21 protein-coding genes are annotated in these 24,305 nt (G+C 71.7%); 16 read left to right on the top strand and 5 right to left on the bottom strand.

Translation table 11 applies throughout. The features are described 5' to 3' along the window. The first annotated feature begins 77 nt into the window (after nucleotides 1-77). The 9 genes from PKF00_RS04220 to PKF00_RS04180 all read left to right on the top strand — a co-directional run bounded on the left by PKF00_RS04220 (nucleotide 78) and on the right by PKF00_RS04180 (nucleotide 11,674). On the top strand, nucleotides 78-1,595 hold the full coding sequence (locus tag PKF00_RS04220; RefSeq protein ID WP_271215990.1) for an FAD-dependent oxidoreductase: 1,518 nt from the start codon (nucleotides 78-80) through the stop codon (nucleotides 1,593-1,595). A gap of 22 nt (nucleotides 1,596-1,617) precedes the next feature. Beyond that, complete coding sequence (locus tag PKF00_RS04215; RefSeq protein ID WP_271215989.1) at nucleotides 1,618-2,958, top strand: amidohydrolase family protein; 1,341 nt, start codon at nucleotides 1,618-1,620, stop codon at nucleotides 2,956-2,958. A 165-nt stretch (nucleotides 2,959-3,123) separates the two neighbouring features. Then, nucleotides 3,124-4,062 (top strand): alpha/beta hydrolase, encoded by a 939-nt coding sequence (locus PKF00_RS04210; RefSeq protein WP_271215988.1) that lies wholly within the window; start codon nucleotides 3,124-3,126, stop codon nucleotides 4,060-4,062. Nucleotides 4,063-4,134: 72 nt separating this feature from the next. Next, nucleotides 4,135-5,316 (top strand): sugar ABC transporter substrate-binding protein, encoded by a 1,182-nt coding sequence (locus PKF00_RS04205; protein ID WP_271215987.1) that lies wholly within the window; start codon nucleotides 4,135-4,137, stop codon nucleotides 5,314-5,316. Next, nucleotides 5,313-6,860 carry a sugar ABC transporter ATP-binding protein gene (locus PKF00_RS04200; protein WP_271215986.1) on the top strand — a complete coding sequence of 516 codons (1,548 nt, stop codon included), beginning with the start codon at nucleotides 5,313-5,315 and terminating at the stop codon, nucleotides 6,858-6,860. Before PKF00_RS04205 ends, PKF00_RS04200 begins: the two co-directional genes overlap by 4 nt. Then, nucleotides 6,857-7,870, top strand: a complete 1,014-nt coding sequence (locus tag PKF00_RS04195; RefSeq protein WP_271215985.1) for an ABC transporter permease — start codon at nucleotides 6,857-6,859, stop codon at nucleotides 7,868-7,870. Before PKF00_RS04200 ends, PKF00_RS04195 begins: the two co-directional genes overlap by 4 nt. 34 nt (nucleotides 7,871-7,904) lie before the next feature. Next, on the top strand, nucleotides 7,905-9,413 hold the full coding sequence (locus PKF00_RS04190) for a CoA-acylating methylmalonate-semialdehyde dehydrogenase (protein ID WP_271215984.1): 1,509 nt from the start codon (nucleotides 7,905-7,907) through the stop codon (nucleotides 9,411-9,413). A 100-nt stretch (nucleotides 9,414-9,513) separates the two neighbouring features. Beyond that, nucleotides 9,514-10,590, top strand: a complete 1,077-nt coding sequence (locus tag PKF00_RS04185) for a maleylacetate reductase (RefSeq protein WP_271215983.1) — start codon at nucleotides 9,514-9,516, stop codon at nucleotides 10,588-10,590. Between the two features lie 175 nt (nucleotides 10,591-10,765). After that, nucleotides 10,766-11,674 (top strand): dioxygenase family protein, encoded by a 909-nt coding sequence (locus PKF00_RS04180; RefSeq protein WP_271215982.1) that lies wholly within the window; start codon nucleotides 10,766-10,768, stop codon nucleotides 11,672-11,674. A gap of 55 nt (nucleotides 11,675-11,729) precedes the next feature. Here PKF00_RS04180 and PKF00_RS04175 read toward each other — a convergent pair whose 3' ends face one another. Continuing rightward, a complete protein-coding gene (locus PKF00_RS04175; protein WP_271215981.1) occupies nucleotides 11,730-12,560 on the bottom strand; it encodes an IclR family transcriptional regulator in 831 nt (276 codons plus the stop codon). Between the two features lie 277 nt (nucleotides 12,561-12,837). On the opposite strand from PKF00_RS04175, the gene PKF00_RS04170 reads away from it, so the two are divergent. From PKF00_RS04170 to PKF00_RS04140, 7 genes are all read left to right on the top strand, one after another. Beyond that, complete coding sequence (locus PKF00_RS04170; RefSeq protein WP_271215980.1) at nucleotides 12,838-14,073, top strand: FAD-dependent monooxygenase; 1,236 nt, start codon at nucleotides 12,838-12,840, stop codon at nucleotides 14,071-14,073. Further along, on the top strand, nucleotides 14,070-15,398 hold the full coding sequence (locus tag PKF00_RS04165; RefSeq protein ID WP_271215979.1) for an ABC transporter substrate-binding protein: 1,329 nt from the start codon (nucleotides 14,070-14,072) through the stop codon (nucleotides 15,396-15,398). Before PKF00_RS04170 ends, PKF00_RS04165 begins: the two co-directional genes overlap by 4 nt. Nucleotides 15,399-15,444: 46 nt before the next feature. Then, nucleotides 15,445-17,451 carry an ABC transporter permease gene (locus tag PKF00_RS04160; RefSeq protein ID WP_271215978.1) on the top strand — a complete coding sequence of 669 codons (2,007 nt, stop codon included), beginning with the start codon at nucleotides 15,445-15,447 and terminating at the stop codon, nucleotides 17,449-17,451. Continuing rightward, complete coding sequence (locus PKF00_RS04155) at nucleotides 17,448-18,245, top strand: ABC transporter ATP-binding protein (RefSeq protein WP_271215977.1); 798 nt, start codon at nucleotides 17,448-17,450, stop codon at nucleotides 18,243-18,245. Before PKF00_RS04160 ends, PKF00_RS04155 begins: the two co-directional genes overlap by 4 nt. Next, the gene (locus PKF00_RS04150) at nucleotides 18,242-19,003 is read left to right on the top strand and encodes an ABC transporter ATP-binding protein (protein WP_271215976.1); all 762 of its coding nucleotides are present in this window, start codon (nucleotides 18,242-18,244) and stop codon (nucleotides 19,001-19,003) included. Before PKF00_RS04155 ends, PKF00_RS04150 begins: the two co-directional genes overlap by 4 nt. Further along, nucleotides 18,990-19,619, top strand: a complete 630-nt coding sequence (locus PKF00_RS04145; protein WP_271215975.1) for a hypothetical protein — start codon at nucleotides 18,990-18,992, stop codon at nucleotides 19,617-19,619. Before PKF00_RS04150 ends, PKF00_RS04145 begins: the two co-directional genes overlap by 14 nt. Before the next feature lie 300 nt (nucleotides 19,620-19,919). Further along, complete coding sequence (locus tag PKF00_RS04140) at nucleotides 19,920-20,900, top strand: amidohydrolase family protein (protein ID WP_271215974.1); 981 nt, start codon at nucleotides 19,920-19,922, stop codon at nucleotides 20,898-20,900. Here the strand turns inward: PKF00_RS04140 and PKF00_RS04135 are convergent. The 4 genes from PKF00_RS04135 to PKF00_RS04120 all read right to left on the bottom strand — a co-directional run bounded on the left by PKF00_RS04135 (nucleotide 20,897) and on the right by PKF00_RS04120 (nucleotide 24,292). Next, nucleotides 20,897-21,595: a hypothetical protein gene (locus PKF00_RS04135; RefSeq protein WP_271215973.1), complete on the bottom strand. Its 699-nt coding sequence runs from the start codon at nucleotides 21,593-21,595 to the stop codon at nucleotides 20,897-20,899. The genes PKF00_RS04140 and PKF00_RS04135 overlap by 4 nt on opposite strands. 144 nt (nucleotides 21,596-21,739) lie before the next feature. Continuing rightward, nucleotides 21,740-22,936, bottom strand: coding sequence for a sensor histidine kinase (locus tag PKF00_RS04130; RefSeq protein ID WP_271215972.1), 1,197 nt, complete (start codon nucleotides 22,934-22,936; stop codon nucleotides 21,740-21,742). Next, on the bottom strand, nucleotides 22,936-23,592 hold the full coding sequence (locus PKF00_RS04125) for a response regulator (RefSeq protein ID WP_271215971.1): 657 nt from the start codon (nucleotides 23,590-23,592) through the stop codon (nucleotides 22,936-22,938). Before PKF00_RS04125 ends, PKF00_RS04130 begins: the two co-directional genes overlap by 1 nt. Nucleotides 23,593-23,866: 274 nt before the next feature. Next, entirely contained in the window at nucleotides 23,867-24,292 is a 426-nt protein-coding gene (locus PKF00_RS04120; RefSeq protein ID WP_271215970.1) for a hypothetical protein, read from the bottom strand. Between the last annotated feature and the right edge of the window lie 13 nt (nucleotides 24,293-24,305).

Here is a 24,305-nt window from a genome sequence, read left to right as displayed (position 1 = left end):
ACCTATGCTCAGCCGCACGCCGGTGAGCGGACAGTTGTCCGTGGAGCGGACAGGCTGGCAGGGAGCGAGGCAGAGAAATGCGAAGGACTGACGCGGACGTCATCGTCATCGGTGGCGGCCCCTCCGGTGCGACCGTCGCGGCCGAGGCCGCCCGGGTCGGGGCACGTGTGATCGTTTTGGAGAAGCGGGAGGGCGACAGCCCGTCGAGGGCCGGCGTCATCCAGCCGCGCGTGCTCGAACTCCTCGACGCCCGAGGGCTCATGGGCCGCTTCCGTGAGGCCGCGAAGAACTGGCGGCCCGACTTCGAGGTTCCTCGCTACATCTACGCCGGGCTCGTGGGCCTGCGCTACGACCTGCTGGACAGCGCGCACCCGTACGCGCTGATCCTGCCGCAGACCACCACCGAGCACCTGCTGCGCGCCTGGGCCGTCGAGTCCGGCGCCGAGGTGCGGCGAGGGATGACCTACGTCGAGCACACCGAGGGCACAGGCGGCGTCACCGTGACCGCGCTCGACGCCGACGGGGCGACCGTTCGGCTCGACGCCCGGTTCCTGGTCGGCGCGGACGGCGCCCGCAGCGAGGTGCGGACCCGCGCCGGCGTCCCGTTCGAGGGGCGGGAGGCGGAGATGACCGCGGTGTCGATCGACGCCGACCTGACGTTCCCGTGGGCGGCGTCGATGCAGATGCGGCGCAACGAGAACGGCTGGGTCCTGGCCTATCCGTTCGGTCAGCGGACCACCCGCTTCATCATCGTCGCCGAGGCGCGTCGCACCGTGCCGCGCACCGAGCCGGTGACGATCGAGGAGGTACGCGAGAGCCTGCGCGCGATCTTCGGCGAGGACTTCGGCATCACCACCGCCAAGTGGGTCTCGCGGTACGGCGACACCCACAAGATGACGCCCTACCTCCACCGGGGCCGGGTGTCGCTCGTCGGCGAATCCACCCGGGTGCACTACCCGGCCAGCGGCATCGGCATGAACTACTGCATCCAGGACGCCTTCAACCTCGGCTGGAAACTCGGTCTGGTCGCGACCGGCGACGCGCCCGAGGCGCTGCTCCAGACCTACGACGACGAGCGGCATCCGGTGCTCCAGGACCTCATGGACGACGTCGCGACCCAGTGCAAGCTGCACTTCGACTTCACCCCGGGCGGTCTCAAGCTCAAGGAGTTCGTCGAGACGGAGCTCATCCCCGTCCCCGAGGTGAACACGATCCTGCGTGACCGGCTGAGCGGCTTCAAAACCACCTACCACCGGGAGACCGACCCGCACCCGGCGGACGGCACCCGCGTCGGCGAGCTCCGCCTTGGCGAGCGCCGCTACACCGAGGTCGCGGCCCGGAGCGCGTTCGTGCTCGTCGAGCGCGCGGACCAGGCGCCCGCCACCCGGAAGCCGCTCTCCCGGGTCACCCGGGTCGTGGCCGACGACCCCGGTTTCACCCGCGAGCTGGCCGGCGCGGCCGCGGTCCTCGTCCGTCCCGACGCGTACGTCGCGCGGGCCTGGACGACCAGTCCGTCCGACCCGGAGCTCCAGGCGGCGTACGCCGAGGCGATCGGCCATGACGTCCGCGCCGAGCTGACGCTCGCCGGCCACTGACAGACCACGGAAGGTGCATCGGATGAGCAACGCCGCCACCGCCCTGCTGATCACGGGTGGCTGGGTCGTCTCCGGCGACCCCGTGATCGGAACCGCGAAGGACACCGACGTCCTGGTGCGGAACGGAGCGATCGCCGAGGTCGGGCAGAAGATCGTGGCGCCCGACGCCGAGGTGCTCGACGCGTCCGGGATGCTCGTGCTGCCCGGACTCGTCGACGCCCACAAACACACCTGGCAGTCCGCCGTGCGCCACCGGTGCACCGGCATGGACCTGATGACCTACTTCGGGGAGATGTTCGGCAGACTCGGCTCGCGGTACCGGCCCGACGACGTCTACGTCGGCAACCTGCTCGGCGCGCTCGCCGCCCTCGACGCGGGCACGACGACGCTCATGGACTGGTCGCACGTGCAGAACTCCCCAGAACACGGCGACGCCGCGATCCGGGGACTGCGGGAGGCGGGCGGACGCGCGGTGTTCGGCCACGGCTGGCCGCTGGTGGACCTGCCCGGGTGGATCATGGGGAGCGATCGCGACCACACCGACGACCTGCGCCGGATCCGCAACGACCTGCTCTTCGACGACGACGCCCTCGTCACGCTGGCACTGGCCGGGCGCGGCCCTGAGCTGTCGACGATGGACGTGACCCGCAACGACCTCGCGATGGCCCGCGACCTCGGCATCCGCACGTCCATCCACATGGGCTGCGGCAAGGACTTCGGCGCGATGGCCGCGATCGCCCAGATGAACGACGCCGGCCTGCTCGGTCCCGACCTGACGTTCGTGCACTGCAGCGAGAACAGCGACGACGAGCTGCGGATGATGGCCGACCACGGCGTCAGCGCCGCGGTCGCCCCGCAGCACGAGCAGGGCTTCCCCGGCATCGGGCACACCCCGATCGACCGTCTGCGCGGCCTCGGCGTCACGACCGGGCTCAGCAGCGACACCGAGGCGTTCGGCGCCTCGGACCTGTTCACCCAGATGAAGGTGGCGCTGGCCGCCACCCGGAGCCGGGTGAACACCGGGGAGTCGCGCTTCGAGGACCCGCCGAGCGCCTTCTCCGCCGGTGACGCGTTCCACCTGGCCACCCAGGGCGCCGCCGACGCGCTCGGGCTCGGCGATCGGGTGGGGAGCCTGTCGCCCGGCAAGGCCGCCGACATCGTGCTGGTCCGGGCGACCGACCTCAACCTCCATCCGGTGACCGACCCGGTGGCCGCGGTGGTGAACGCGGCACACGCCGGCAATGTCGACACGGTCGTCGTCGCCGGGGTGGTCCGCAAGCGGGGCGGCGTCCTGGTCGGCGTCGACCTCGATCGGCTGCGCGCCCTCGCCGAGGAGTCCCACCGACGCGTCCTCGCGCCCTGAACCCCGCCCGCCCTGCCCCGCCCCGAGCACTGACCGGGCCGTGCCCGAGCGCTCACCCGGATCGCGCCCAGCACTACCGGGCCGTGCCCGAACGCTCACCCGGGCCGCGCGACCTCGCGCGCCCGCGGACCAGAACCAGACCCAACGAGGAAGATGAGGAACCCCATGCCCCTCGGCAGTGAACTCGACGGTGGATTCGCCGACCTGCTCGGCCTGCTCCGCTCCGTCGGAGCACCGGGATCGTTCGACGGTGAGCCTGACGAGATGCGAGCCCGGATGACCCAGGCCGTCGAAGGCGGGTGGAACCCCGCGGCCTTCGCGCCGATCGCCTCGGAGGAGGACGTCGCCGTCGGACGCCTGCGCCTGAAGGTGTTCCGGCCCGAGGCCGTCGAGCCGGTCCCGACGGTGCTGTACTTCCACCCCGGCGGCTTCGTCATGGGGAGCGCCCACCTCATGCAGGACGTCGCCCGCCGCCTGAGCCACGAGCTGTCCGCCGTCGTGGTGTCGGTCGACTACCGGCTGGCCCCGGAGAACCCGTTCCCGGCCGCCGTCGAGGACGCCTCGGCCGCGCTCGACTGGGTACGGGCCAACATCGATCGCCTCGGCGCCGACGCCGGGCGGATCGGCCTGGCCGGGGAGAGCTCCGGCGGCAACCTGGCCGCCGTCACCGCGCTGCTCGCCGCCCGGAGCGGGAACCCGGTCCGGGCCCTGCTGCTCGCCTCGCCCGTCACGGACTTCACGGCGTCGTACCCCTCGATGACCGAGAACGCCACGGGGTACTTCTTCGAGGCCGAGGACCTGACCGTGATCAGCAAGCTCTACTTCCGCGGCGACCGTGAGGCCGCGCAGGACGCGCGGGTGTCCCCGGCCCTCGCCGAGGACCTCGGCGAACTGCCTCCCACCGTGGTGGGCGTCGCCGGTTTCGACCCGCTGCGCGACGACGGCGTCGTCTTCGCGGCCCGGCTGCTCCAGGCAGGCGTGCCCGCCACGCTCAGGGTCTACTCCGGTCTCATCCACCCCTTCTTCGGAATGCCGGCCGTGTCGCCCGGCGCGGACCGGGCCGTCACCGAGCTCACCGCGCTGTTCGCGGCGGCACTCGGCTGACGACCCATCACGTTCAGCCTCGCGGCGCAGGGGGTGCCGCTTCGCTACCAGGACCGATCAGGAGGTACGACGTTGTTCAGCAAGACCTGGAGGCGGAATCCGCTCGCCCTGCTCTGCGCCGGGATGCTCGCCCTCGGCGCCTGCTCGTCCGGCACCACCTCGTCCGGCGTCACCTCATCCGGCGTCGCCTCGTCCACGGACGCCACGGGTGAGGGGAACAAGGACCTCGACAAACTCATCGACGAACTCATCAAGGGCTCCTCCTACGGCGTCCCGCCGACGGCCGCTCCCTCCGTGCCCCCGGGCAAGAAGGTGTGGATCGTGTCCTGCGGGCAGAGCGCGATCGGGTGCCAGACCGGCGCGGAGGCCGTCAAGGAGGCGGCCGAGACCGTCGGCTGGGAGGCCCAGATCTGCGACGGCAGACTGAACGCCGGCGGCGCCTTCGCCCAGTGCGTCCGCCAGGGCGTCGCCGCCCGCCAGGACGCGATCATCACCGAGGCCGTCGACTGCTCGGACATCCGGCAGCCGCTCCGGGAGGCCAAGGCCGCGGGCGTGCTCACCGTCGACTTCTGGGGTTTCGACTGCGACACCGGAGTCGGCGCCAGTGGCGAGCGGCTGTTCACCGCCTCTGTCATACCGGCCGACGAGTACCCCACCAACGAGGAGTACCAGAAGGCCATCGGCCAGGCACGAGCCCAGTGGATCATGGCACGGTCACGCGGCCGGGCGTCGATCATCGAGTTGGTCTTCAAGGGAACGAACATCGGTTCGGCGCTGCACGAGGGGTTCGCCACGGGCATCGCCTCGTGCTCCGGATGCAAGGTCCACCCCGTGGACGTGACGCTCAGCACGTTCGGCGACGTGCGCCAGCTCGTCGAATCGGCCCTCCTGCGGCACCCCGACGCCACCTGGGTGTCGATCCCGCTCGACTCGCTCGTCCTGGCCGGAGCCGCACAGGCGGTCGCCGGCTCGCCGCGCCGCGCCGAGCTCCAGCTGATCGGGGGAGAGGGCCTGCCGCCCAACCTGAACCTCATTCGCGGCGGCCAGGGGCAGAACGCCGCGGTCGGCCAGCCCATCGACTGGTACGGGTGGGCCGCCGTGGACACCCTGATCAGGGTCTTCGCCGGGCAGAACCCGATACCCGCGGGCCTGGGTTTCCAGACCGTCGACTCACGCGCCAACCTGCCGCGGTCGGGCCCCTACGTGGCGCCGATGGACTTCCGCGCGGCGTACAGAAAGGCGTGGGGGCGATGAGCGCCGAAGCTCCCGGCCCGCACGACGCCGTCCTCCACGTCGAGGACGTGCGGAAGTCCTACGGCGCGGTCCCGGTGCTCAAGGGTGTCTCCCTGACCCTGCGCCCCGGGCGGATACACGCCCTCGCCGGAGGCAACGGGTCGGGCAAGTCCACCCTGATCAAGGTGCTGGCCGGCATCGAACACGCGGACGCCGGCACCCTGCGCGGGCGGGGACGCCCCGGCGCCGACCTCGCCGGTTTCACGGCGGCGGCGGCCGATCGGGCCGGGCTGCGCTTCGTGCACCAGGACCTGGGCCTGGTCCTCGACATGACCGTGGCGGAGAACTTCGCGCTCTCCCGCGGATTTCCGACCCGGCTCGGATCCGTGTCGTGGTCGCGGTTGCGTCGCTCCACGGCCGCCGAGCTGGAACGCTTCGACCTCTCGGTCGACCCCGGGGCGAAGGTGGCGAGTCTGCGTCCGGCGGACCGCACCATGGTGGCGATCGCCCGTGCGCTCGCCGACGACGAGCCGGGCCAGGTCCTCGTGCTCGACGAGCCGACCGCCAGCCTGCCCCACCACGAGGTGGACGTCCTCCTTGAGGCGCTCGCCCGCAGAGCCGCCGCCGGGCAGGCGATCCTCTACGTCAGCCATCGGCTGGCCGAGGTGCTGTCGCTGGCGCACTGGGTGACGGTCCTGCGGGACGGGGTGGTCGCCGAGAGCCTGCCCACAGCGGACCTCGACCGGCTCCGGCTGGCCGAGCTCATCGCGGGGCGGACGGTGGAGGCCCTCTACCCGGCGCGCGCCGCCGCGCCCGGGCGGGACAGGTCGTCGGCGCAGCCGGCGGTCCAGGTCCGGGGGCTCTGCGTCGGCCCCCTGCGCGAGGTCAGCCTGGAGGCGCACGCCGGGGAGATCGTGGGCGTCGCCGGACTGCTCGGCTCCGGGCGCTCGACGCTGCTCCGCAGCCTGTTCGGCGCCGTTTCGCCGCGATCCGGCACGATCCTGATCGAGGGGCGGCCGCTGCCGCCGTCCGTGCGGGCCGCCATGCGGGCAGGGGTGGCGCTGGTGCCCGAGGACCGTCACGGTGACGCGTTGTTCGGTGACTTCTCGATCGTGCGGAACACCACGATCGCCACCCTCAGGCGGCATGTGCGGTGGTCGTGGCTGCGACCGTCCAGCGAACGGGCCGCGACTCAGAGCGCGATCGACGACTTCAATATCAAGACTTCGGGTCCGGGTCAGGCGATCACCCGGCTGTCGGGAGGCAACCAGCAGAAGGTCGTGGTCGCCCGCTGGCTCCAGCGAGCGCCCCGGGTGCTCCTGCTCGACGAGCCCACCCAGGGCGTCGACGTGATGGCCAGGGCCGACATCTACCAACGGCTCCGGGCCGTGGCCGCCCGCGGCGCCGCCGTGGTGGTCGCCTCCTCCGACGTCGAGGAACTGGCCCACCTCTGCGACCGCGTCGTGGTGCTGCGGGCCGGACGTGTGGCCGCGCGCCTGTGCGGCGCCGAGGTCGCCATCCCCGCCATCGTCAAGCACTCCTACGCCGACCGGGAGGCGTCATGAGCGCCATCACGCCGCCGGGAGCGGCGTCCGCGAGGTCCCACGCGCTACGGAGGCTGGGTGAGCGGTACGGCCTGGTCCTGCTGCTCGGCGCGGTGTGCCTGTTCTTCAGCGTCCTGCCCGCGAGTTCCCCGGCCTTCCCCACGACGGCGAACCTCCAGGCGGTCCTGGGCAACATCGCCGTGGTCTCCGTGCTGGGAATCGCGGCGATCTTCCCGCTGGTCGGCGGGCACTTCGACTTCTCCGTCGCGGCGACCTCGCTCGTCTCCTCGATCGCCTGCGCGGCGCTGCTGTCCGACCATCACGTCCCGCTGCCGGTGGGCGTGGCCGGTGGCCTGCTGGCCGGACTCGCCGTCGGCGTCGTCAACGCGACCCTCGTGGCGGCGCTCCGGCTCAACGCGTTCATCGTCACGATCGGCACCGCCACGCTTCTTCCCGGAGTCGTGCAGTGGTACACGGGCGGCGTGGGCATCACCCGCGACATCGCGCAGCCGCTGCGTGACCTCGGCTCGGGGACCTGGCTCGGTCTGCCCCGGGTGATCTGGCCGGTGGCGGCCGTCATCGCCGCCTGCTGGTTCGTGCTCGGCCAGACCGCCGTCGGCCGCCGTCTCCACGCCGTGGGCGGCAACCCCTCCGCCGCCCGCCTGGTCGGCATCTCGGTCACCCGGATGTCCTTCCTGGCCTTCGTGATCTCCGGGGGACTCGCCGGCGTCGCCGGCGTCCTGCTCACCGCGCGCAACGGCGGAGGTCTGGTGAACAGCGGAGTCGACCTGCTCTTTCCCGCGCTGGCCGCCGTCTTCCTCGGCGGCACCGCGATAGACCCCGGCCGCTACAACGTGCTCGGCACCGTGGTCGGCGCGCTGTTCGTCGCGCTCTCGGTGAGCGGACTCACGCTGGCGGGCGCCGCGGACTGGGTGCCGGACGTGTTCAACGGCGTGGCTCTCGTCGTCGCCGTGGCGATCTCCACCCTGCTGGCCCGGCGACGCGGGCAGGCCGGCGCGGAAAACACGTGAGCGCGGGCCCGCCCGCACGATCAAGGAGGAACACATGGCTGTCATCGAGCACTGGATCGGCGGCAGGGCCGTCGCGGGACGGTCGGTGCGAACCGCCCCCGTCTACGACCCCGCCACAGGCCGACAGCGGAACGAGGTGCTCCTCGCGACGCCCGAGGACGCGGCCGCCGCGGTGGACGCCGCCAGGGCGGCATACGACGGATGGAGCCAGACGTCGCTGATGCGACGCACCCGGGTGCTGTTCGCCTTCCGGGAGCTGGTCAACCGCGACGCGGGAAGGCTCGCCGAGCTGATCACCGCCGAGCACGGCAAGGTGCTGTCCGACGCGCTCGGGGAGGTGCACCGCGGCCTGGAGGTGGTCGAGTTCGCCTGCGGCATCCCGACCCTGCTCAAGGGCGACTACTCCGACCAGGTCTCGACAGGGGTGGACACCTGGTCGTTCCGCGAGCCGATCGGCGCGTGCGTCGGGATCACGCCGTTCAACTTTCCGGCGATGGTTCCGATGTGGATGTTCCCGGTCGCCATCGCCTGCGGCAACACCTTCGTTCTCAAGCCGAGTGAGCGTGACCCGTCGGCGTCGATGCTGCTGGCCCGGCTGTGGCAGGAGGCCGGGTTGCCGGACGGCGTCTTCAACGTCCTGCACGGGGACAAGGTCGCCGTCGACGCCCTCATCGACTCACCGGAGGTGGCCGCGGTCTCCTTTGTCGGCTCCACGCCCATCGCCCGCTACGTCCATGAACGCGCCTCGGCGACGGGCAAGCGGGTCCAGGCGCTCGGCGGGGCCAAGAACCACGCCGTCGTCCTGCCCGACGCCGACGTCGACTTCGCGGCGGACCATCTCGTCGCCGCCGCCTTCGGTTCGGCGGGAGAACGCTGCATGGCCGTCTCCGCGGCGGTCGCGGTCGGCTCCGAGGCCGACAGGGTGGTCGACGCGGTCGCCCGGCGAGCGCGCGCGGTGCGGGTCGGGCCCGGCGGGGACCCGGACAGCGAGATGGGCCCCGTCGTCACCCGTCAGGCGCGGGAGCGGATCGCCGGGTTGATCGAAACCGGGGCCGAGCAGGGCGGACGGGTCGTGGTCGACGGTCGCGGACACGTCGTGCCCGGACACGAGCAGGGCTTCTTCCTCGGTCCCACACTGATCGACCAGGTGCGGCGGGACATGGACGTCTACCGGGAGGAGATCTTCGGTCCCGTGCTGTGCGTCGTGCGCGCCGACGACGTCGACGAGGCGATCGCGCTGATCAACGCGAACCCGTACGGCAACGGCACGGCCGTCTTCACCTCCAGCGGTGAGGCGGCGCGCCGGTTCCAGCGCGGCGTCCACGTGGGGATGATCGGCGTCAACGTCCCGGTGCCGGTCCCGATGGCCTTCTACTCCTTCGGCGGGTGGAAGGAGTCGCTCTTCGGCGACAAGCACGTGCACGGTCCTGAGGGCGTCAGCTTCTACACCCGCGCCAAGGTCGTCACGACCCGGTGGCCTCGGCCGCACGGCGCTCCCCACGGGAACTCCGGGGCCAGCTTCGACTTTCCGAGCAACGCGTGAGCGAAAGGACCACGCGGCCGTGGCGGAACGGTTCGGCGCGCCCGCGCCGTTCCGCCGGCCCGATCCTGACATCCGGCACATGCCGCACTGGAGACGACGAATGACAGACAGCTTTGTCCACGAGGCCCTGCCGATGCGGGTCGTGTTCGGTGCGGGGAGCATGGCCCGGCTTCCCGACGAGGCCGAACGGATCGGGTCGCGACGAATACTGGTCCTGTCCACCCCGCAGCAGCGGGAGCTGGCCCAGCGGGTGACCGCGCTGCTCGGTGAGCGCGCCGTGGGCGTGTTCGACGAGGCGCGGATGCACGTGCCGGTCGAGACCGTCGCCGCCGCGGAGGCGGTCGCGGCCGACCTGGCCGTCGACGGCTGCGTCGCCGCGGGAGGCGGGTCGACGGTCGGCCTCGGCAAGGCGCTCGCGCTCCGGCGGGGGCTGCCCGTGCTGGCGCTGCCCACGACCTACGCCGGCTCGGAGATGACGCCGATCTGGGGACTCACCGAGAACGCCCGCAAGCGGACCGGACGCGCCCCCGCCGTCCTGCCGCGAAGCGTGGTCTACGACCCGGAGCTGACCATGACGCTTCCGGTCGACGTCTCGGTGACCAGCGGGCTCAACGCGGTCGCCCACGCCGTCGAGGCCCTGTACGCCCCGGACGGCTCTCCGGTGGTCACGGCCATGGCGGAACAGGGCGTCCGGGATCTCGCGACCGCCCTGCCGCTCATCGCCGACGACCCCCGCGACCGGGTGGGACGGGCGACGGCGCTGCGGGGGGCGTGGCTGTGCGGAGCCTGCCTCGGTGCCACCACGATGGGCCTGCACCACAAGCTGTGCCATGTTCTCGGCGGCATGCTGGACCTCCCGCACGCCGCGACCCACGCCGTCATGCTCCCTCATGTCGCCGCGTACAACCTGCCCGCGGTTCCGGCCGCGGCCGCCGCCCTGCGCCGGTCCCTGGGCCTGAACGACACCGCCGACGCCGCCGACGCCGTCGCCGCTCTCACGGCCCTCACGGCAAGGCTCGGCGCTCCCGGGAGTCTCAGAGACCTGGGGGTCGCCGAGAGCGATCTCGCCCGGGTGGCCGAGGAGGTGCTGGCCGGGCCGTACGCCAATCCGCGGCCGGTGAACCGGCCCGAACTGACGGCGCTCCTGCACGCCGCCTGGACGGGAGACGCGCCTTGACGTCCTCCCCGCACCGCCCCCCATGCCCTGGGGCGGCCCTGCGACATCGGCCTGGTCACCGGCCGCCCGATCACCGTGGGAAGCTCCACCGACAAGATCCGGAGAACACCGTGAAGAACCGTTCCGCGTCTCCTTCCCGCCCCGAAGGACGGGCCGTCCAGGCTGGAGGAGCGCCGTGACCACGCCGTCGACCATCGCCTCCGCCGGTGTCCCGGCCGAACAGGAGCGCCGGGAGACCGCCTTGACCGACAGGGTGCTGAGGTCGTTCGACGGATGCCGGGACCCCCGGCTCAGGGAGGTGATGCGGTCGTTGACGCGTCACCTCCACGGCTTCCTGCGCGAGACGCGGCTCACCGAGGAGGAGTGGGCGGCGGCGATCGCCTTCCTCACCGCGGCCGGTCACATCACCGACGCCAGGCGGCAGGAGTTCATCCTGCTCTCCGACGTCCTCGGGGCCTCGATGCAGACCATCACGATCAACAACGAGGCCGACGGCGACGCGACCGAGGCCACCGTCTTCGGGCCTTTCTTCGTCGAGAACAGCCCGGAGGCGCCGATCGGCGGGGACATCGCCTTCGGCGCCGCCGGCGAGCCGTGCCTGGTCGACGGGACCGTCACCGACACGGCGGGCCGGCCCGTGCCCGGGGCCAGGATCGAAGTCTGGGAGGCCGACGAGCACGGCAGGTACGACGTGCAGTACGACGACGAGCGGACAGCCGCCCGGGCCCATCTGTTCACCGACGACGACGGGCGCTACTCGTTCTGGGGAATCACCCCGACGCCGTACCCGATCCCGCATGACGGCCCGGTCGGCGAACTGCTCGCCGCGGTCGGCCGATCCCCGATGCGCGCCTCCCACCTGCACTTCATGGTCACCGCGGAGGGGTGTCGGCGGCTGGTGACGCACATCTTCGTCCGAGGGGACGAACTGCTCGACAAGGACAGCGTCTTCGGGGTCAGGGAGTCACTGGTCAAGGACTTCGAGCGGCAGCCGGCCGGCACGCCGACGCCGGACGGCCGGTCCGTCGACGGCGCCTGGTCCAGGGCGCGCTTCGACATCGTGCTCGCGCCCGCGCGGGCGTGACGACAGCCAGTCCTCCGCGTTCCCGCTCATCTCGGCCCGGACGTCGTTCGGGCGCTCATTCACCGCCCGCCCCGGCCGGTTCGCGGGTCGACGACCGTCCGCAGAGGAGAGCGGCGTCGTCCCCGCCGGCCGGGCCGGGCACCGAGGTCAGGCCGCGGGAGATGCCGCGCCCCGCCATCACGACGGCCGGCACCAGCCGGTGGATCGCCGGGTCAGGCCCCACCACGGAGAGCCCGGCGACCACGCGTCCCTTCGCGTCGGTGATCGGCGTCGCCACCGAGTAGGCGCCCGCGCTCATCTCCTCCCGTACGACGGCGACGCCCGTCCGCCGGCATTCGGCCAGCGCCACGCGCAGTCCCGCCTCGTCGGTGACCGTCGAGGCGGTGAAGCGGGCCAGGCCGTCCCGGACCACCCCGGCGAACAGCTCCTCGTCCGCGTGCGCCAGGAGCACCTTGCCCACGGCGGAGGCGTGCAGCGGCAGCCGCCCGCCCACCTGGGACACGACGGGGATCGCGTCGGCCGCGGAGATCCGTTCGACCACGAGAGCCTCACCGCCGTCAAGGACGGCGAGCTGCACATGCTGTCGCGTGACGGCGTGGAGGTCTTCCATGAACGGCATCGCACGAACGCGCAGCGGCAACCCCCGCGGGTTGAGCGTGCCGAGCTCCCACAGCCGCAGGCCGATCACATAGGCGCCGCGTGAAGTGCGCTCCAGCGCCCCCCAGCCGACCAGCTCGCGAATCAGCCGATGCGCGGTGGCGTGGCGAAGGCCCGTGATCCGGCAGATCTGGGCGAGCGTCAACTCCGGCTGCGCCGGGGTGAACGCGCCCAGGACGGCGAATGCCCGGGACGTGACCGTTCGGCCGCGTTCGGTGCTGTTGGCCATGTCGATCACCTACTCGGGATGGCAGTGGCATCGGTGTCATTGTGCGGCTCGCCGAGCGGCGCGGACCAGGAAGGAGTCCGTTCAACGGACATCATGCTGCGGCACGCCGCGCCCGCCGTGGATCGTAGGGGCAGCCCGCAAAGCGAGTCTACGGTCTGGCCGCCGACACACCTGCCGCCTCACCGACGGGACATTCGCGCTCGCGCCCCGGAACGCCCCTGCCGCTCACGTCGGCGGCGTCGCCGGTTTCACCCCTCAGATCGACAGGAGCATGCGAATGGGCATCAGCGACAAGCCGTCCCCGCCGGGCCCACGGGTGGCCGTGGTCGGCGGGGGGATCGGCGGCCTCGCCGCTGCGGCCTTCCTCCACCGCGCCGGAATCGAAGTGACCGTGTACGAGCAGGCCAGAGAGCTCGCCGAGGTGGGGGCGGGACTCGTCGTGTCACCCAACGCCGTACGGCTGCTGCGCCGCCTCGGCCAGTTCGAGCGGTTGAGGGAACGCGCGGTGGCACTGCGGACCGGCTGGGAGTTCCGGCGCTGGGCCGACGGACGGGTGCTGTTCTCCCAGCGACTCGGCGACGAGTGCGAGCGCCGCTACGGCGAGCAGTGCTACGTCACCCACCGCGCCGATCTCCTCGACGTGGTCCGGGCAGCGGTTCCCGAGTCGGCGCTGCGGCTGAACAGCCGCGTCGTCGGGCTGGAGCGACTCACCCGGGGCGTCGAGATCGCCTTCGCCGACGGATCACGGGCGGTGGCCGACGTCGTCGTCGGCGCCGACGGGGTGCACACCACCGTCGGACGGTTCGTGGGGCGGACCGGGCCGCCGCGGTTCTCGGGGATGTGCGCCTACCGCTGCCTGGTGCCGGCGCACCGGGCTCCGGCGTTCGCGCTGCGTCCCGTCCAGACACTCTGGCTGGGGCCCGACCGCCACCTCGTGCACTACCCGATCTCCGCGGGCGCACTGGTCAACATCGTCGCCTTCGGACCGGCGCATGACTGGACGACCGAGTCCTGGTCGGCCGAGGGCCGGATCGAGGACCTGCGAGCGGAGTTCGGCGGATGGGCGCCCGAGCTGACCGCGCTGCTCGCGGCGGCGGACAGCACCGGCCAGTGGGCGCTCCTGGACCGTGATCCGCTGCCCCGTTGGACCAGCGGCCCGATCGCGCTGATCGGCGACGCCGCACACCCCATGTTCCCGTTCTACGCCCAAGGGGCCGCCCAGGCGCTCGAAGACGCCGCGGTGCTCGCTCACTGCCTCGCCGACCGGCCGGCGGACCCGCAGGGCGCTCTCGAACGCTACGAGAGGATCCGCCGTCCACGGGCCACCCGGGTGCAGCAGGCGAGCCGAGGCAGGGCCGAGACCAACCACCTGCCCGACGGACCGGCGCAACAGGCCAGGGACGAGTCATTCGCGAAGGAGGACCCGTTGACGCACAACGGATGGATCTACGGTCACGACCCGGTGATCGAGCTCACGTCGAACGGCCGCGACATGAGGGGCGTCAACGAATGACCGGCTACATATCTGGCCGCAGGCGCAACTGGCGTGCGGTCGCGGCGGCGGGCGCCGGAGTCCTCCTGGGACTCACCGGTTGCTCCGGCCCGGAGTCGAACGGACAGACGGGCGCGAACGCGACGCCGGCGAGCACGGCCGGACTGCCGAGCCTGAGCGTCGCGCAGAGCACGCTGAGCGCCTACGTCGGCGGCACGCCGGGGAGTGCGGACGCCGGCAAGCCGCCGGTGCACATCGGGTTCATCACCCAGCACGGCGGCATCCCGAGTTTCCCCGAGTCGCAGGTCGCGGCGGAGGCGGCCGTCAAGTTCGTGAACGACAAGCTGGGAGGCATCGGCGGCCGTCCGCTCGCGCTCGTCCCCTGCGTGGTCGTCTCCGCGCAGGAGGAGGCGCTGAACTGTGCGCAGAAGATGGCCAACGACGAACGGGTGAAGGTCGTCCAGCTCAGCCTGCTGACCGTCGGGACCGCGGCCGTCTACGAGACCCTGAGCGACCGGAAGGCGGTCGTCGGGCAGACGCCCGCCTCCCCCACGGACGTCGCCGCGAAGGGCGTGTACCAGCCCTGGCCCGGCTCGTACGGAATCCAGGGCGGTATCGCGAAGTACGTCGCCGACGTCCTCAAGGCCAAGCGCGTCGCCGTGGTCTACGACGGCGACGACCCCGGCTCGGCCTTCGGCGCCAAGTCGGTCGCGGCCGCGTTCGGCCACCTCGGAGTCTCGTTCAAACAGGTCGCCACCCAGACCGGCTCCGCCGACGTCGCCTCCGCGCTCGTCTCGGCGGGAGCACTCGACGCGGACGCGGTGGTGCGGATCTCGAACACCCCCAGCTGCGTTCCCACCGCGCGCGCCGTACAGCAGCTCGGCGTCAAGGCGCCGATCATCGCGCTCGACTTCTGCACGGACGACTCCGTGCGCCAGGCGAACGGCGGCGACCTGCCGAAGTGGACGTACGTGGGACAGTCCCGCAACGTGTTGTCCCCCCGAACGGACCAGCAGGCCGCGATCTACCGAAGCGTCATGAACGCCTACGCTCCGCGCGCGAAGGTCGGCGGGCTCGCACCCTACGCCTGGGACTCGATCATTCTGGACGCGAAGATGCTCAACCAGCTGGGCGCCGACCCCACACCCGCGGCGGTCTCCGACTGGTGGAAGGGGTTCGGCGGCCCGCTGTTCCTCGGACCCGACCGCGTCGCCTGCGGCTTCCTCGCCGACAAGGGCCTTCCGTCGCTCTGCTCGACCACCGTCTTCCTGGCCGAGTACCAGGGCGGCGACCGGTGGGAACGTTCCGTCGAAGTGAACGCCGAGAGCATCGGCATCACGAAATGACAGCGCGACGCGTTCCACCGGCTGACGCCGCCCCCGAGGTCCGCCGATGAGCACCGAACAGATCCTCGCCTTCATGATGCTCGGGCTCGGGTACGGCGCGCTCATCGCCGGGCTCGCCACCGGCATGGTGGTGACGTACCGCTCGACGGGCGTCATCAACATCGCCGCGGGCGCCACCGCGGCCTACTCCGCCTACGTGTACTCCGAGCTGCGTACGACCGGGACCCTGGTACTGCCGCCGTCGATCCCGCTGACGGCCGACCGCGAACCGCTCGGCGCACTGCCCGCCCTGGCGATCGGCCTGGCCCTGGCGGCCGGCCTCGGCGTGCTGCAGTACCTGCTGGTCTACCGGCCGCTGGCGAAGGCAGGTCCGCTTGCCAAGATCGTCGCGTCGTCGGGCGTCCTGCTGACGGTGCAGGCGGTGATCGTCCTTCGCTGGGGAGCCGACCCGGTCGCCGCCCCGGCGGTCCTGCCGCAGGCGCCGGTCGACCTGCTCGGCGTCTCCATTCCGGAGGACCGCCTGCTCCTGGCCGGCCTCGTGGTCGTGGTGACGGCCCTGCTCTGGACGCTCTACCGCTACACCCGGTTCGGGATCGCGACCCGCGCGGCCGCGGACAGCAGGAAGGGCTCGGTGCTCCTGGGACTGTCCACCGCCCGTCTTGAGTCCGCCAACTGGGTGATCGCGAGCGTGCTCGGAGGACTGTTCGGCATGCTCGCGGCGCCCACGACACAGCTGCAGCCGACGACCTTCACGCTCCTGGTCGTCCCGGTGCTGACCGCCGCCCTGCTCGGTGGTTTCTCGTCGTTCGGCGTCACCGTCGCCACGGCGTTCGGACTCGGGGCGGTGAACTCGCTGATCGCCCTCTTCCAGGGACAGCCGTGGTTTCCCAAGGTCGACGGCGCACCGCTGCCGGGCGTGACCGAGTTGGCGCCCTTCCTCGTGCTCGCCGTCGTGCTCTACCTCAGGGGACGCGCGTTGCCGGACAGGCTGACGGCGGTCGCGCCCCCGATGCCCCGCGCGCCCCGGCCTCGGCACGTCGGGCCCGCCGCCGTCGTGGGCGCCGTGGTCGTCGTCGCGGCACTGGCAGGGCTTTCGTTCGACTGGCGCCAGGCGTTGATCAACACGATGCTCGGGGCCGTGCTCTGCCTGTCGGTCGTCGTCACGACGGGCTTCGTGGGCCAGATCTCCTTCGCCCAGATGGCCGTGGCCGGGGCCGCCGGATATGTGACCGCCGCGATCGGAACCGACGCGAACCTTCCCTTCCCCCTGCCCCCGATCGCCGGCATCGCGGCAGCGGTGGCGACGAGCCTGCTGTTCTCGGTGCCGGCACGCCGGGTGCGCGGGCTCCAGCTGGCGGTGCTGACGCTGGCCGGCGGCGTGGCCGCCCAGCGGTTCTGGTTCGGCAACCCGCAGTGGGGCAGCGGACTGCGTCCCGCGAACGTCGCGCCGATCACGGTCTTCGGCACGGAGATCTCCCCGTCCCACTCGTTCTGGGGGACGGAGTCGCCCAGCAGCGGATTCGGCCTCGTCGTCTTCGTCGCCCTTCTGGGGTGCGCGCTCCTCGTGGTCAGGGTCCGGCGATCAGCCCTCGGCGCGCGGATGCTGGCCGTCCGCTCCAGCGAGGCCGCCGCCGTGGCGACCGGCGTGAACGTGGGGGCCGTCAAGACCGCCGCCTTCGCGATGGGCGGCCTGCTCGCGGGGGTCGCCGGTGTGCTGTACGGCTACAACTTCGCCGGCGTCAGCGCGGATCGCTTCGGGCCGCTGACCTCCATCGCGTTCTTCGGCGTCGCCGTACTGGGAGGCGTCGGAACGGTCAGCGGCGCACTCGTGGGCGGCCTGTTGGTGTCACAGGGTCTCCTGTTCCACGCCGTGACGACGTGGTTCGGGATAGGCCCGGACTACCAGCCCCTGTTCGCGGGACTCGCCGTGATCCTGACCGTGATCGGATCGCCGAACGGCGTCGCCGTGAGCGTCGCCGACGGAGCACGCGCCCTGCGGGAGACATGGCGGAGACAGCGGCGACGTGGCGTGACCGCGACGGGAGAGTCATGATGGCCGGCCCCCTCCTTCGCGCCGAGGCGCTCTGCCTGCACTACGGCGGCGTGCGCGCGCTCAACGAGGTCGACGTCGAGATCACGCCGACGGAACTGGTCGGCGTGATCGGCCCGAACGGCGCGGGGAAGAGCACGCTGCTTGACGCGATCACCGGATTCGCCACGCCCACGAGTGGCGCCCTCACGTTCGACGGACAGGACGTCCTGCGCCGCCGGCCGTCGGAGCGGGCCCGCATGGGGATCGCCCGGACCTGGCAGACACTGCAACTCTTCGAGGACCTGACCGTCTCCGAGAACGTGCGGATGGCGGTTCCCCGCCGGCCGAAAGCCGTCGGGGTCCTTCCCCGCCGGGGCGGCGAGCGGGCGGAACACGACGCTCTCGCACGCCTGGGAATAGGCGGGCTGGCCGACCGGATGCCCGGCGAGCTGTCGCACGGACAGCGTGTTCTGGTCGGCATCGCCCGTGCGCTGGCCGGCGACCCGAAGCTGCTGCTGATGGACGAACCCGCGGCCGGCCTGGACGGAAGCGAACGCGACCTGCTGGGCGAGATCCTGCGGGACGTCGTCGCCTCGGGCACGTCGGTCGTCCTCGTCGATCACGACATGCCGCTCGTCCTCGGGATCTGCGACCGGCTGTACGTCCTCGACTTCGGCGCGGTCATCGCCAGCGGCGCGCCCCGGCAGGTGCGGAACGACCCCGCGGTCGTCGCGGCCTATCTGGGCGCCGACGACCCGGAGACACGAGACGAGGAGCGGCTCCAGCCGAGCCTGCCGACCGAGGGGGCGCGGTGAGCCTGCTGGAAGTGAGACGCCTGACGGCCGGATACGCGTCCGTGCCCGTCGTGCGCGACGTCAGCCTCTCGGTGGAGCGGGGCGAACTGGTGGCCCTGCTCGGCGCCAACGGCGCGGGAAAGACCACGACGCTCCTTGCGATCTCCGGCCTGGTGAGCGTGTACTCGGGCGAGATCCGACTGGACGCGGGCTCGATCGCCGGGCTGGCGCCGGCGCAACGCGCACGGGCGGGCATACAGCACGTCCCCGAGGACCGCTCGCTGTTCCCGTCCCTGACCGTGGACGAGACCATCAGGCTCGCCTGCGGTGCGCGGAGGCCGCCGAAGTGGGTGCTGGAGTACTTCCCCGCGCTGGGAGAGCTCGGCGGCCGCAGGGTCGCCGCGCTCTCCGGCGGAGAGCAGCAGATGCTCGCGCTCGCGCGGGCTCTGTGCCGCGATCCGAGCCTGCTGATCGTGGACGAGATGAGCCTGGGTCTCGCGCCGCTGGTCGTCAACGCCTTCTTCCCGGTGCTTCGCCGCATCGCGGCCGAGCGGGGATGCGGGGTCCTCATCGTCGAGCAACACGTCCACGTGGCACTGCGGTGGGTCGACCGCGTCCATGTCATGGCCGGCGGGACGATGGCGGCCTCGGGGACCACGGACGAGATGCGGCCCAGGATCGACGAACTGGCCGGCGCCTACCTCGGAGAGCGGACGGTCCCCTCGTCCGTGCCGACATCAGCTGACAACGAAAAAGGAGAGAACGATGAAGGTGTTTGACGTCCGTGACATCACCGAAGGCGTCGACGCCGCACTCGCGGTCGTCGAGAACCCGACGCATCGGCACATGCTGAAGAACTACCGTCGGCACGCGCTGCTGGAGGTGTCGGGCTTCTGGGAGGACATCCTCACGCCGGCCATGATGGTGGACCACCCGATCTACCGGATCACCGAGCGGGGCAGGACCACGGTGTGCGACGGCATGGACGAGGTCCGCAGCTTCTACTCGCACATCGTCTCCGAGGGAGTCAACGTGTTCGGCGCCCTGGAGGAGCAGGTGGCCGTCTCGGACCACGGCGTCTTCATCGAGGCCGTCTTCGCCCAGGTGGTCCGCGGCACGGATCCGGCGCTCGCCGGCGAGGACGTCGACCCCCGGGGCGTCTACCAGGTCTCGCACAACTTCGCGGCGTGCTGGCCCTATCGCGACGGGCGGCTCGCAGGCGAGTACATCTACGACGACAGCGGCAGCTGGCGGGTGGACGAGGTGGACCCGTCGGCGTTGGTCTCACCGGCCGAGGCCCGGGCGCTGCTGGCGCCGATTCTGGAGCAGAGCCCGCTCCGGGAGATCGAGGAGGGCCTAGCGCTGTTCACCGGCGGGCAGCCGCGGCGCGCGTAACCCCGCGCCGAGAACCGGAAGACGGTGATCATCCGTTCACGCCCGGTCGCTCCGCGGACCGCGCCGAGGGGAGCCGGTGGTCACCCGAGCGGATCCGCACCGCGACTGACACCACCGGTTATCACCCGAGCGGATCCGCGTCACGACTGACACCACCGATGGTCACCCGAGCGGATCCGCACCGCGACTGACACCACCGGTTATCACCCGAGCGGATCCGCGTCACGACTGACACCACCGATGGTCACCCGAGCGGATCCGCGTCGCGACTGACACCAGTACGGAAAGGCGAGAACGCCCATGGTCACCGCACCACACCGAACGACCGCCCGTGCCGACGGATGCATCGACATCCACGCACACTTCTCCCCGCCGAGCACGAAGGACGAGCGCACCCGGGCATGGCAGGCCATGCTCGGCAGGGGGATCTACTTCCCGGAGCCCTACGAGTGGTCCCTGGAGCGGACACTGGCCTACATGGACTCCTCGGGAACCGCCATGCAGCTGTTGAGCAACGTCCCGAGCACGGTGGCCGCCGTTCGCGCCTCGAACGACCACGGCGCGAAACTCGTGGCGGACCATCCGTCGAGGTTCGGTCTCCTGGCGGGGCTGCCCACCGACGATCCGTCAGCCGCCCTGCAGGAGGCGAGGCGGGCGCACAAGCACCTCGACGCCGACGGGTTCGCGGTCACGGCCGACTACAACGGCGTCCACCTGGGCGACGACTCACTCGCGCCGTTGTGGGCGCAGCTCGACGACTGGGGAGCCGTGGTGTTCGTCCACCCGGACGCGCGTCGCCCCCCTGTCCTGGATCACCCGGCGCCGTTGTACGAGGTGGCCTTCGAGACCGCCCGGACCGTCTTCGACATGCTGTTCCGCAAGACGTTCACGCGGTACCCGAACATCACCTTCGTCATCGCCCACTGCGGAGGCGCCTTCCCCGCGCTGACCGGACGGCTCCGCCTTCTCGGCGGCGAGGCATGGGTGCCACAGGGAATGACGGCGAACGAGATCGACGAGCAGGTCTCGAAGCTCTATGTCGACACGGCGGCGACCGCCGCCGTGCAGTCGCTGCTTCCGGCGGTGGCCACCGTCGGCGCCGACCACATCGTCTACGGCAGCGACTGGGGCGCCCCGTGCACGACCGAGGCGTCCGCCGACGCGAACCTTCGCGGTCTGGCGGAGTGCGGCGCCCTGTCCGTCGAGGAGGCCGAAGGTGTCAGGCGACGCGCGGCAGACCTCTTCCCCGACGCCGCGAAGCGACTGACCCGCGCCGTCTAGTGCGGTGACCGCACGCCTTCATCGTGTTCGCGGTGTTCGCGGGTGCCGGAGTCGGCCCACTCGACGTCGGTCATCCGGATCATGCGAACTCCGACGGCGCCCGCCCCGGCCAGGTACAGAAGTCCTCCGATCACCGTGCCGACCCAGAACACGGGCGCGGTGAGAACACCCGCCAGTATGGCGAACGGGGCCCACCACGGCGCCCGGCGGCCGTAGGCCAGGACCAGGCCGAGCAGGAACAGCCCGGCCAGCCCCACGAAGCCGGGGATCTGGAAGCCGAAAACGGCCCCGGGGTCGGCCAGGGCCTGATCGGCCAGCGCGGCGCCGGTGGCGGGGACCAGCTCACGCTCCAGCCGGGCGTAGAAGAAGTCTCCCAGCATGAGGGCGGAGAAGTTCACCACGCCCAGCAGCGCGAGAGCGCCCGTGATGTGCCCGAGCAGCACCGCGCGCCGCCGTACGAGGTGGATCATGCCGATCACGCCCGGCACCAGCAGCACCCAGCTCCAGTGCAGGAGCGCCGCGCTCAGCGAAACCTGCTCCAGATGCCGTCCGTAGACGCCGACCGTGTCGACGCCACCGCCCAGCCTCAGCGCGGGGTCGGCGAGAATCCCCGCGACGTACATGACCGGCGCGGCGATGAGACACACCCCTGCGGCCAGGCGGCGAAACCGGACCGGATCTGACAGCGGTGACATGGGCGTTCTCCTTCGTCGGCGACAGACCGTTGGAGAAGGACGCTAGATCGGGCCGCACAGGACGGTCGTCCGCCTGCCGGACGACCTCGTCTCCGCCGTCGTGCGGGACCTGGCCGAGCGGAAACCTCGCCACCGCACGGGGACTCAGCCGAGCGGAAACCTGGCGTGCACGCGGTAGCCGCGGCCGCCCGGCGTGGGCCCCGCGGTCAGTTCGCCGCCGTACATCGCCACCCGCTCGCGCATCCCGATCAGGCCGTGCCCGCTGCCCTGGCCGCCGCCGTCGCCCGTGCCGTCATCGACGACCTCCAGGACCAGCGCGCCGGGTGAATGGGTGACGGTGACGTCGATACGGCCGGCGCGGGCGTGCTTGAGCGCGTTGGTCAGCGCCTCCTGGACCACCCGGTACGCCGACAGGTCGAGCCCCGGCGGCAACGGTCGTGGCCGGCCCTTCACGCCTACGCCGACCGCCACGCCCGTGTCCTTGACCTGCGCGACCAGCGCGTCCAGGCCGTCCAGGCCCGCGGACGGCGGCTGGACGCCCGTCCCGCCGGGATCGCGCAGCATGCCGAGCATGAGCCGCAGTTCCTCCACGGCCTCGCGGCCCGCCCGCTCGACGTTGAGCAGCAGATCGCGCTCGCGCCGCGCTTCCTCGCCCAGCATCGTGCGCACACCGCCCGCCTGCAGTGTCATCAGGCTGACGTTGTGCGAGACGATGTCGTGCAGCTCACGGGCGATCCTGGCCCGTTCCTCGTCCACGGCGCGCCTGGCCTGTTCCTCGCGTTCGGCCTCCAGCCTGGCGGTCCGCCTCGCCAGGCGCAGCGTCTGGTCGATCTGGCGGCGAAGCAGGATGCCGCTGACGTACGCGACGCCGATGAAGACGGCGCTGATCAGCACCTCGGCCAGGTCGTTGTACTGGAAGGCCTGCAGGAAGAGGTAGGCGGTCAGCACGGACGCGAGGCCGGCCGCCCCGCGTCGGCTGCGCAACTCCGCCGCGCCGGCCACGGTGTGCACGAGGATGAGGGTGGAGTAGAAGTGCCAGGCGGGGTAGTACAGGCCGCCTGTGACCACCCGCACAGCTGCGCCGACGGCCATCAGCACCAGCAGCGTTCCCACCGGGGATCTGCGGCGCAGGGCCAGGAGCGCCCCGGCGACGACGGCGCCCGCCGCGAGCGGCACGGGATGGCGGACCTGGCCCGGATCCAGCCCCTGCCTCCCGAACGACTCGACCTGCCCGGCCACCACCACAGCGAGAGCGAGCAGCATGTCCATGCGGCTCGGCCGCCATCCATCGGGCAGGCGGAACCCGATCAGAAGCCGCCGGCCGCCTCGCACGGAGAGCATCACACCTCGCCAGGACGTACGAAGCCGGACTCATAGGCCAGAACCACCGCCTGCAGACGACCGCGGAGGCCCAGCTTGCGCAGGATCTGGGCGACATGGCTGCGGACCGTGGCCTCCCCGACGCCTGCCTCTCCGGCGATCTCGCGGTTGGACAGCCCGCGCGCCATCAGGAGCAGCACGTCGCGCTCACGCTCGGTGAGCGCGTCCAGCCCCGGCGGCGGCTTCAGCACCGGTCGCGCCACGAAGGAGGCGATCACCCGCATGGTCACCGCGGGGTCGATGAGCCCGTCACCGGCCGCCGCCACCCGGATGGCCTCGACAAGGTGTTCAGGGGGCGAGCTCTTCAGCAGGAACCCGTTGACACCGGTACGCAGCGCCCGGTCCAGGTTCTCGTCGCTGCCGAACGTCGTCAGCATCACGATCCCGGGCGGCGTGGGGTCGCCGAGCAGTGTGCGGGCGGCCTCCAGACCGTCGACGACCGGCATCGCGAGGTCCAGCAGCAGCACGTCGGGACGCTCGGACCGGGCGAGGGCGACGGCCTCGTTCCCGTCAGCCGCCTCACCGACCACCTCGATGCCGTCCGCGTTCTCCGCGACCAGCCGCAGGCCCGCTCTGATCATGACATGGTCGTCGGCGATGACCAATCTGATCGTCATGCGGCATTCCGGATGTTCACGAGCACGACCTGACACTATCCACCCGGCACATGCGGTCACCACGGCTGAGACGTGGAGTCGTCCACGCCCGGTCTCCGCCGTTCGGCGGAGACCTCCTCCGCCGAACGGTCGGCGCCGACCACGACATCGCCTCGCCCCGCGGCGGCGGAGGCGAAGGCCGCAGCGCCGGGCGAACCGGTCGGAGAGCGGTGACCTCCCCGTTCAGGGAGCCTCCCCGATCCCCGGCCGTTCGGAGCAGTGATGCGGACCGACGTCAGATCCGGGTCATGGTCGACGCGTATCCGCCCCCACCCGGATAGACCCATTCGCCGGTGACCGTGGCGCCGTCCGCGCTGAACCTGCCCTCGTAGTACGCCGGGCCGCCCTTCACGCCTCCCCAGATGGTCAGCTTGTCACCGGTCAGCTCGTAGACGTAGTCGAGGGTGTTGCCGGCGGAGTCGTAGAACCGCGACACCACGTCCGCGCCGACCGGCTCGCCGAACGGGCGCAGGTTTCCGATCACCTCCAGACCGGTGATCGGCTGGCCGAACTGAGTGAGCTCGACGTGCTGGAGCAGGAAGAACCCGCCGGGCATCCACTCGTACCGCACGGTTCCCTCCGCGCCGCCGGTGATCGCCCAGGCGCCGACCAGGCGATCCAGAGCCTTCAGTTCGGCACTCGGCTGGTTGGTCTCAGACATCTCGTCCTCCTTG

The organism is Streptosporangium carneum, from assembly GCF_027922005.1.
Taxonomy (GTDB): Bacteria; Actinomycetota; Actinomycetes; order Streptosporangiales; family Streptosporangiaceae; genus Streptosporangium; species Streptosporangium carneum.
Note: the sequence above shows the minus strand (reverse complement) of the source record. Positions and strands in the feature narration are given on the sequence as shown.

Bases quoted from the DNA above. Each gene is read 5' to 3' on its own strand.
- PKF00_RS04170 (WP_271215980.1), top strand. From the start codon at position 12,838: ATGGGCATCAGCGACAAGCCGTCCCCGCCGGGCCCACGGGTGGCCGTG.
- PKF00_RS04175 (WP_271215981.1), bottom strand. From the start codon at position 12,560: ATGGCCAACAGCACCGAACGCGGCCGAACGGTCACGTCCCGGGCATTC.
- PKF00_RS04155 (WP_271215977.1), top strand. From the start codon at position 17,448: ATGATGGCCGGCCCCCTCCTTCGCGCCGAGGCGCTCTGCCTGCACTAC.
- PKF00_RS04135 (WP_271215973.1), bottom strand. From the start codon at position 21,595: ATGTCACCGCTGTCAGATCCGGTCCGGTTTCGCCGCCTGGCCGCAGGG.
- PKF00_RS04210 (WP_271215988.1), top strand. From the start codon at position 3,124: ATGCCCCTCGGCAGTGAACTCGACGGTGGATTCGCCGACCTGCTCGGC.
- PKF00_RS04195 (WP_271215985.1), top strand. From the start codon at position 6,857: ATGAGCGCCATCACGCCGCCGGGAGCGGCGTCCGCGAGGTCCCACGCG.
- PKF00_RS04200 (WP_271215986.1), top strand. From the start codon at position 5,313: ATGAGCGCCGAAGCTCCCGGCCCGCACGACGCCGTCCTCCACGTCGAG.
- PKF00_RS04215 (WP_271215989.1), top strand. From the start codon at position 1,618: ATGAGCAACGCCGCCACCGCCCTGCTGATCACGGGTGGCTGGGTCGTC.
- PKF00_RS04185 (WP_271215983.1), top strand. From the start codon at position 9,514: ATGACAGACAGCTTTGTCCACGAGGCCCTGCCGATGCGGGTCGTGTTC.
- PKF00_RS04125 (WP_271215971.1), bottom strand. From the start codon at position 23,592: ATGACGATCAGATTGGTCATCGCCGACGACCATGTCATGATCAGAGCG.
- PKF00_RS04165 (WP_271215979.1), top strand. From the start codon at position 14,070: ATGACCGGCTACATATCTGGCCGCAGGCGCAACTGGCGTGCGGTCGCG.
- PKF00_RS04220 (WP_271215990.1), top strand. From the start codon at position 78: ATGCGAAGGACTGACGCGGACGTCATCGTCATCGGTGGCGGCCCCTCC.
- PKF00_RS04120 (WP_271215970.1), bottom strand. From the start codon at position 24,292: ATGTCTGAGACCAACCAGCCGAGTGCCGAACTGAAGGCTCTGGATCGC.
- PKF00_RS04160 (WP_271215978.1), top strand. From the start codon at position 15,445: ATGAGCACCGAACAGATCCTCGCCTTCATGATGCTCGGGCTCGGGTAC.
- PKF00_RS04190 (WP_271215984.1), top strand. From the start codon at position 7,905: ATGGCTGTCATCGAGCACTGGATCGGCGGCAGGGCCGTCGCGGGACGG.
- PKF00_RS04130 (WP_271215972.1), bottom strand. From the start codon at position 22,936: ATGCTCTCCGTGCGAGGCGGCCGGCGGCTTCTGATCGGGTTCCGCCTG.
- PKF00_RS04145 (WP_271215975.1), top strand. From the start codon at position 18,990: ATGAAGGTGTTTGACGTCCGTGACATCACCGAAGGCGTCGACGCCGCA.
- PKF00_RS04140 (WP_271215974.1), top strand. From the start codon at position 19,920: ATGGTCACCGCACCACACCGAACGACCGCCCGTGCCGACGGATGCATC.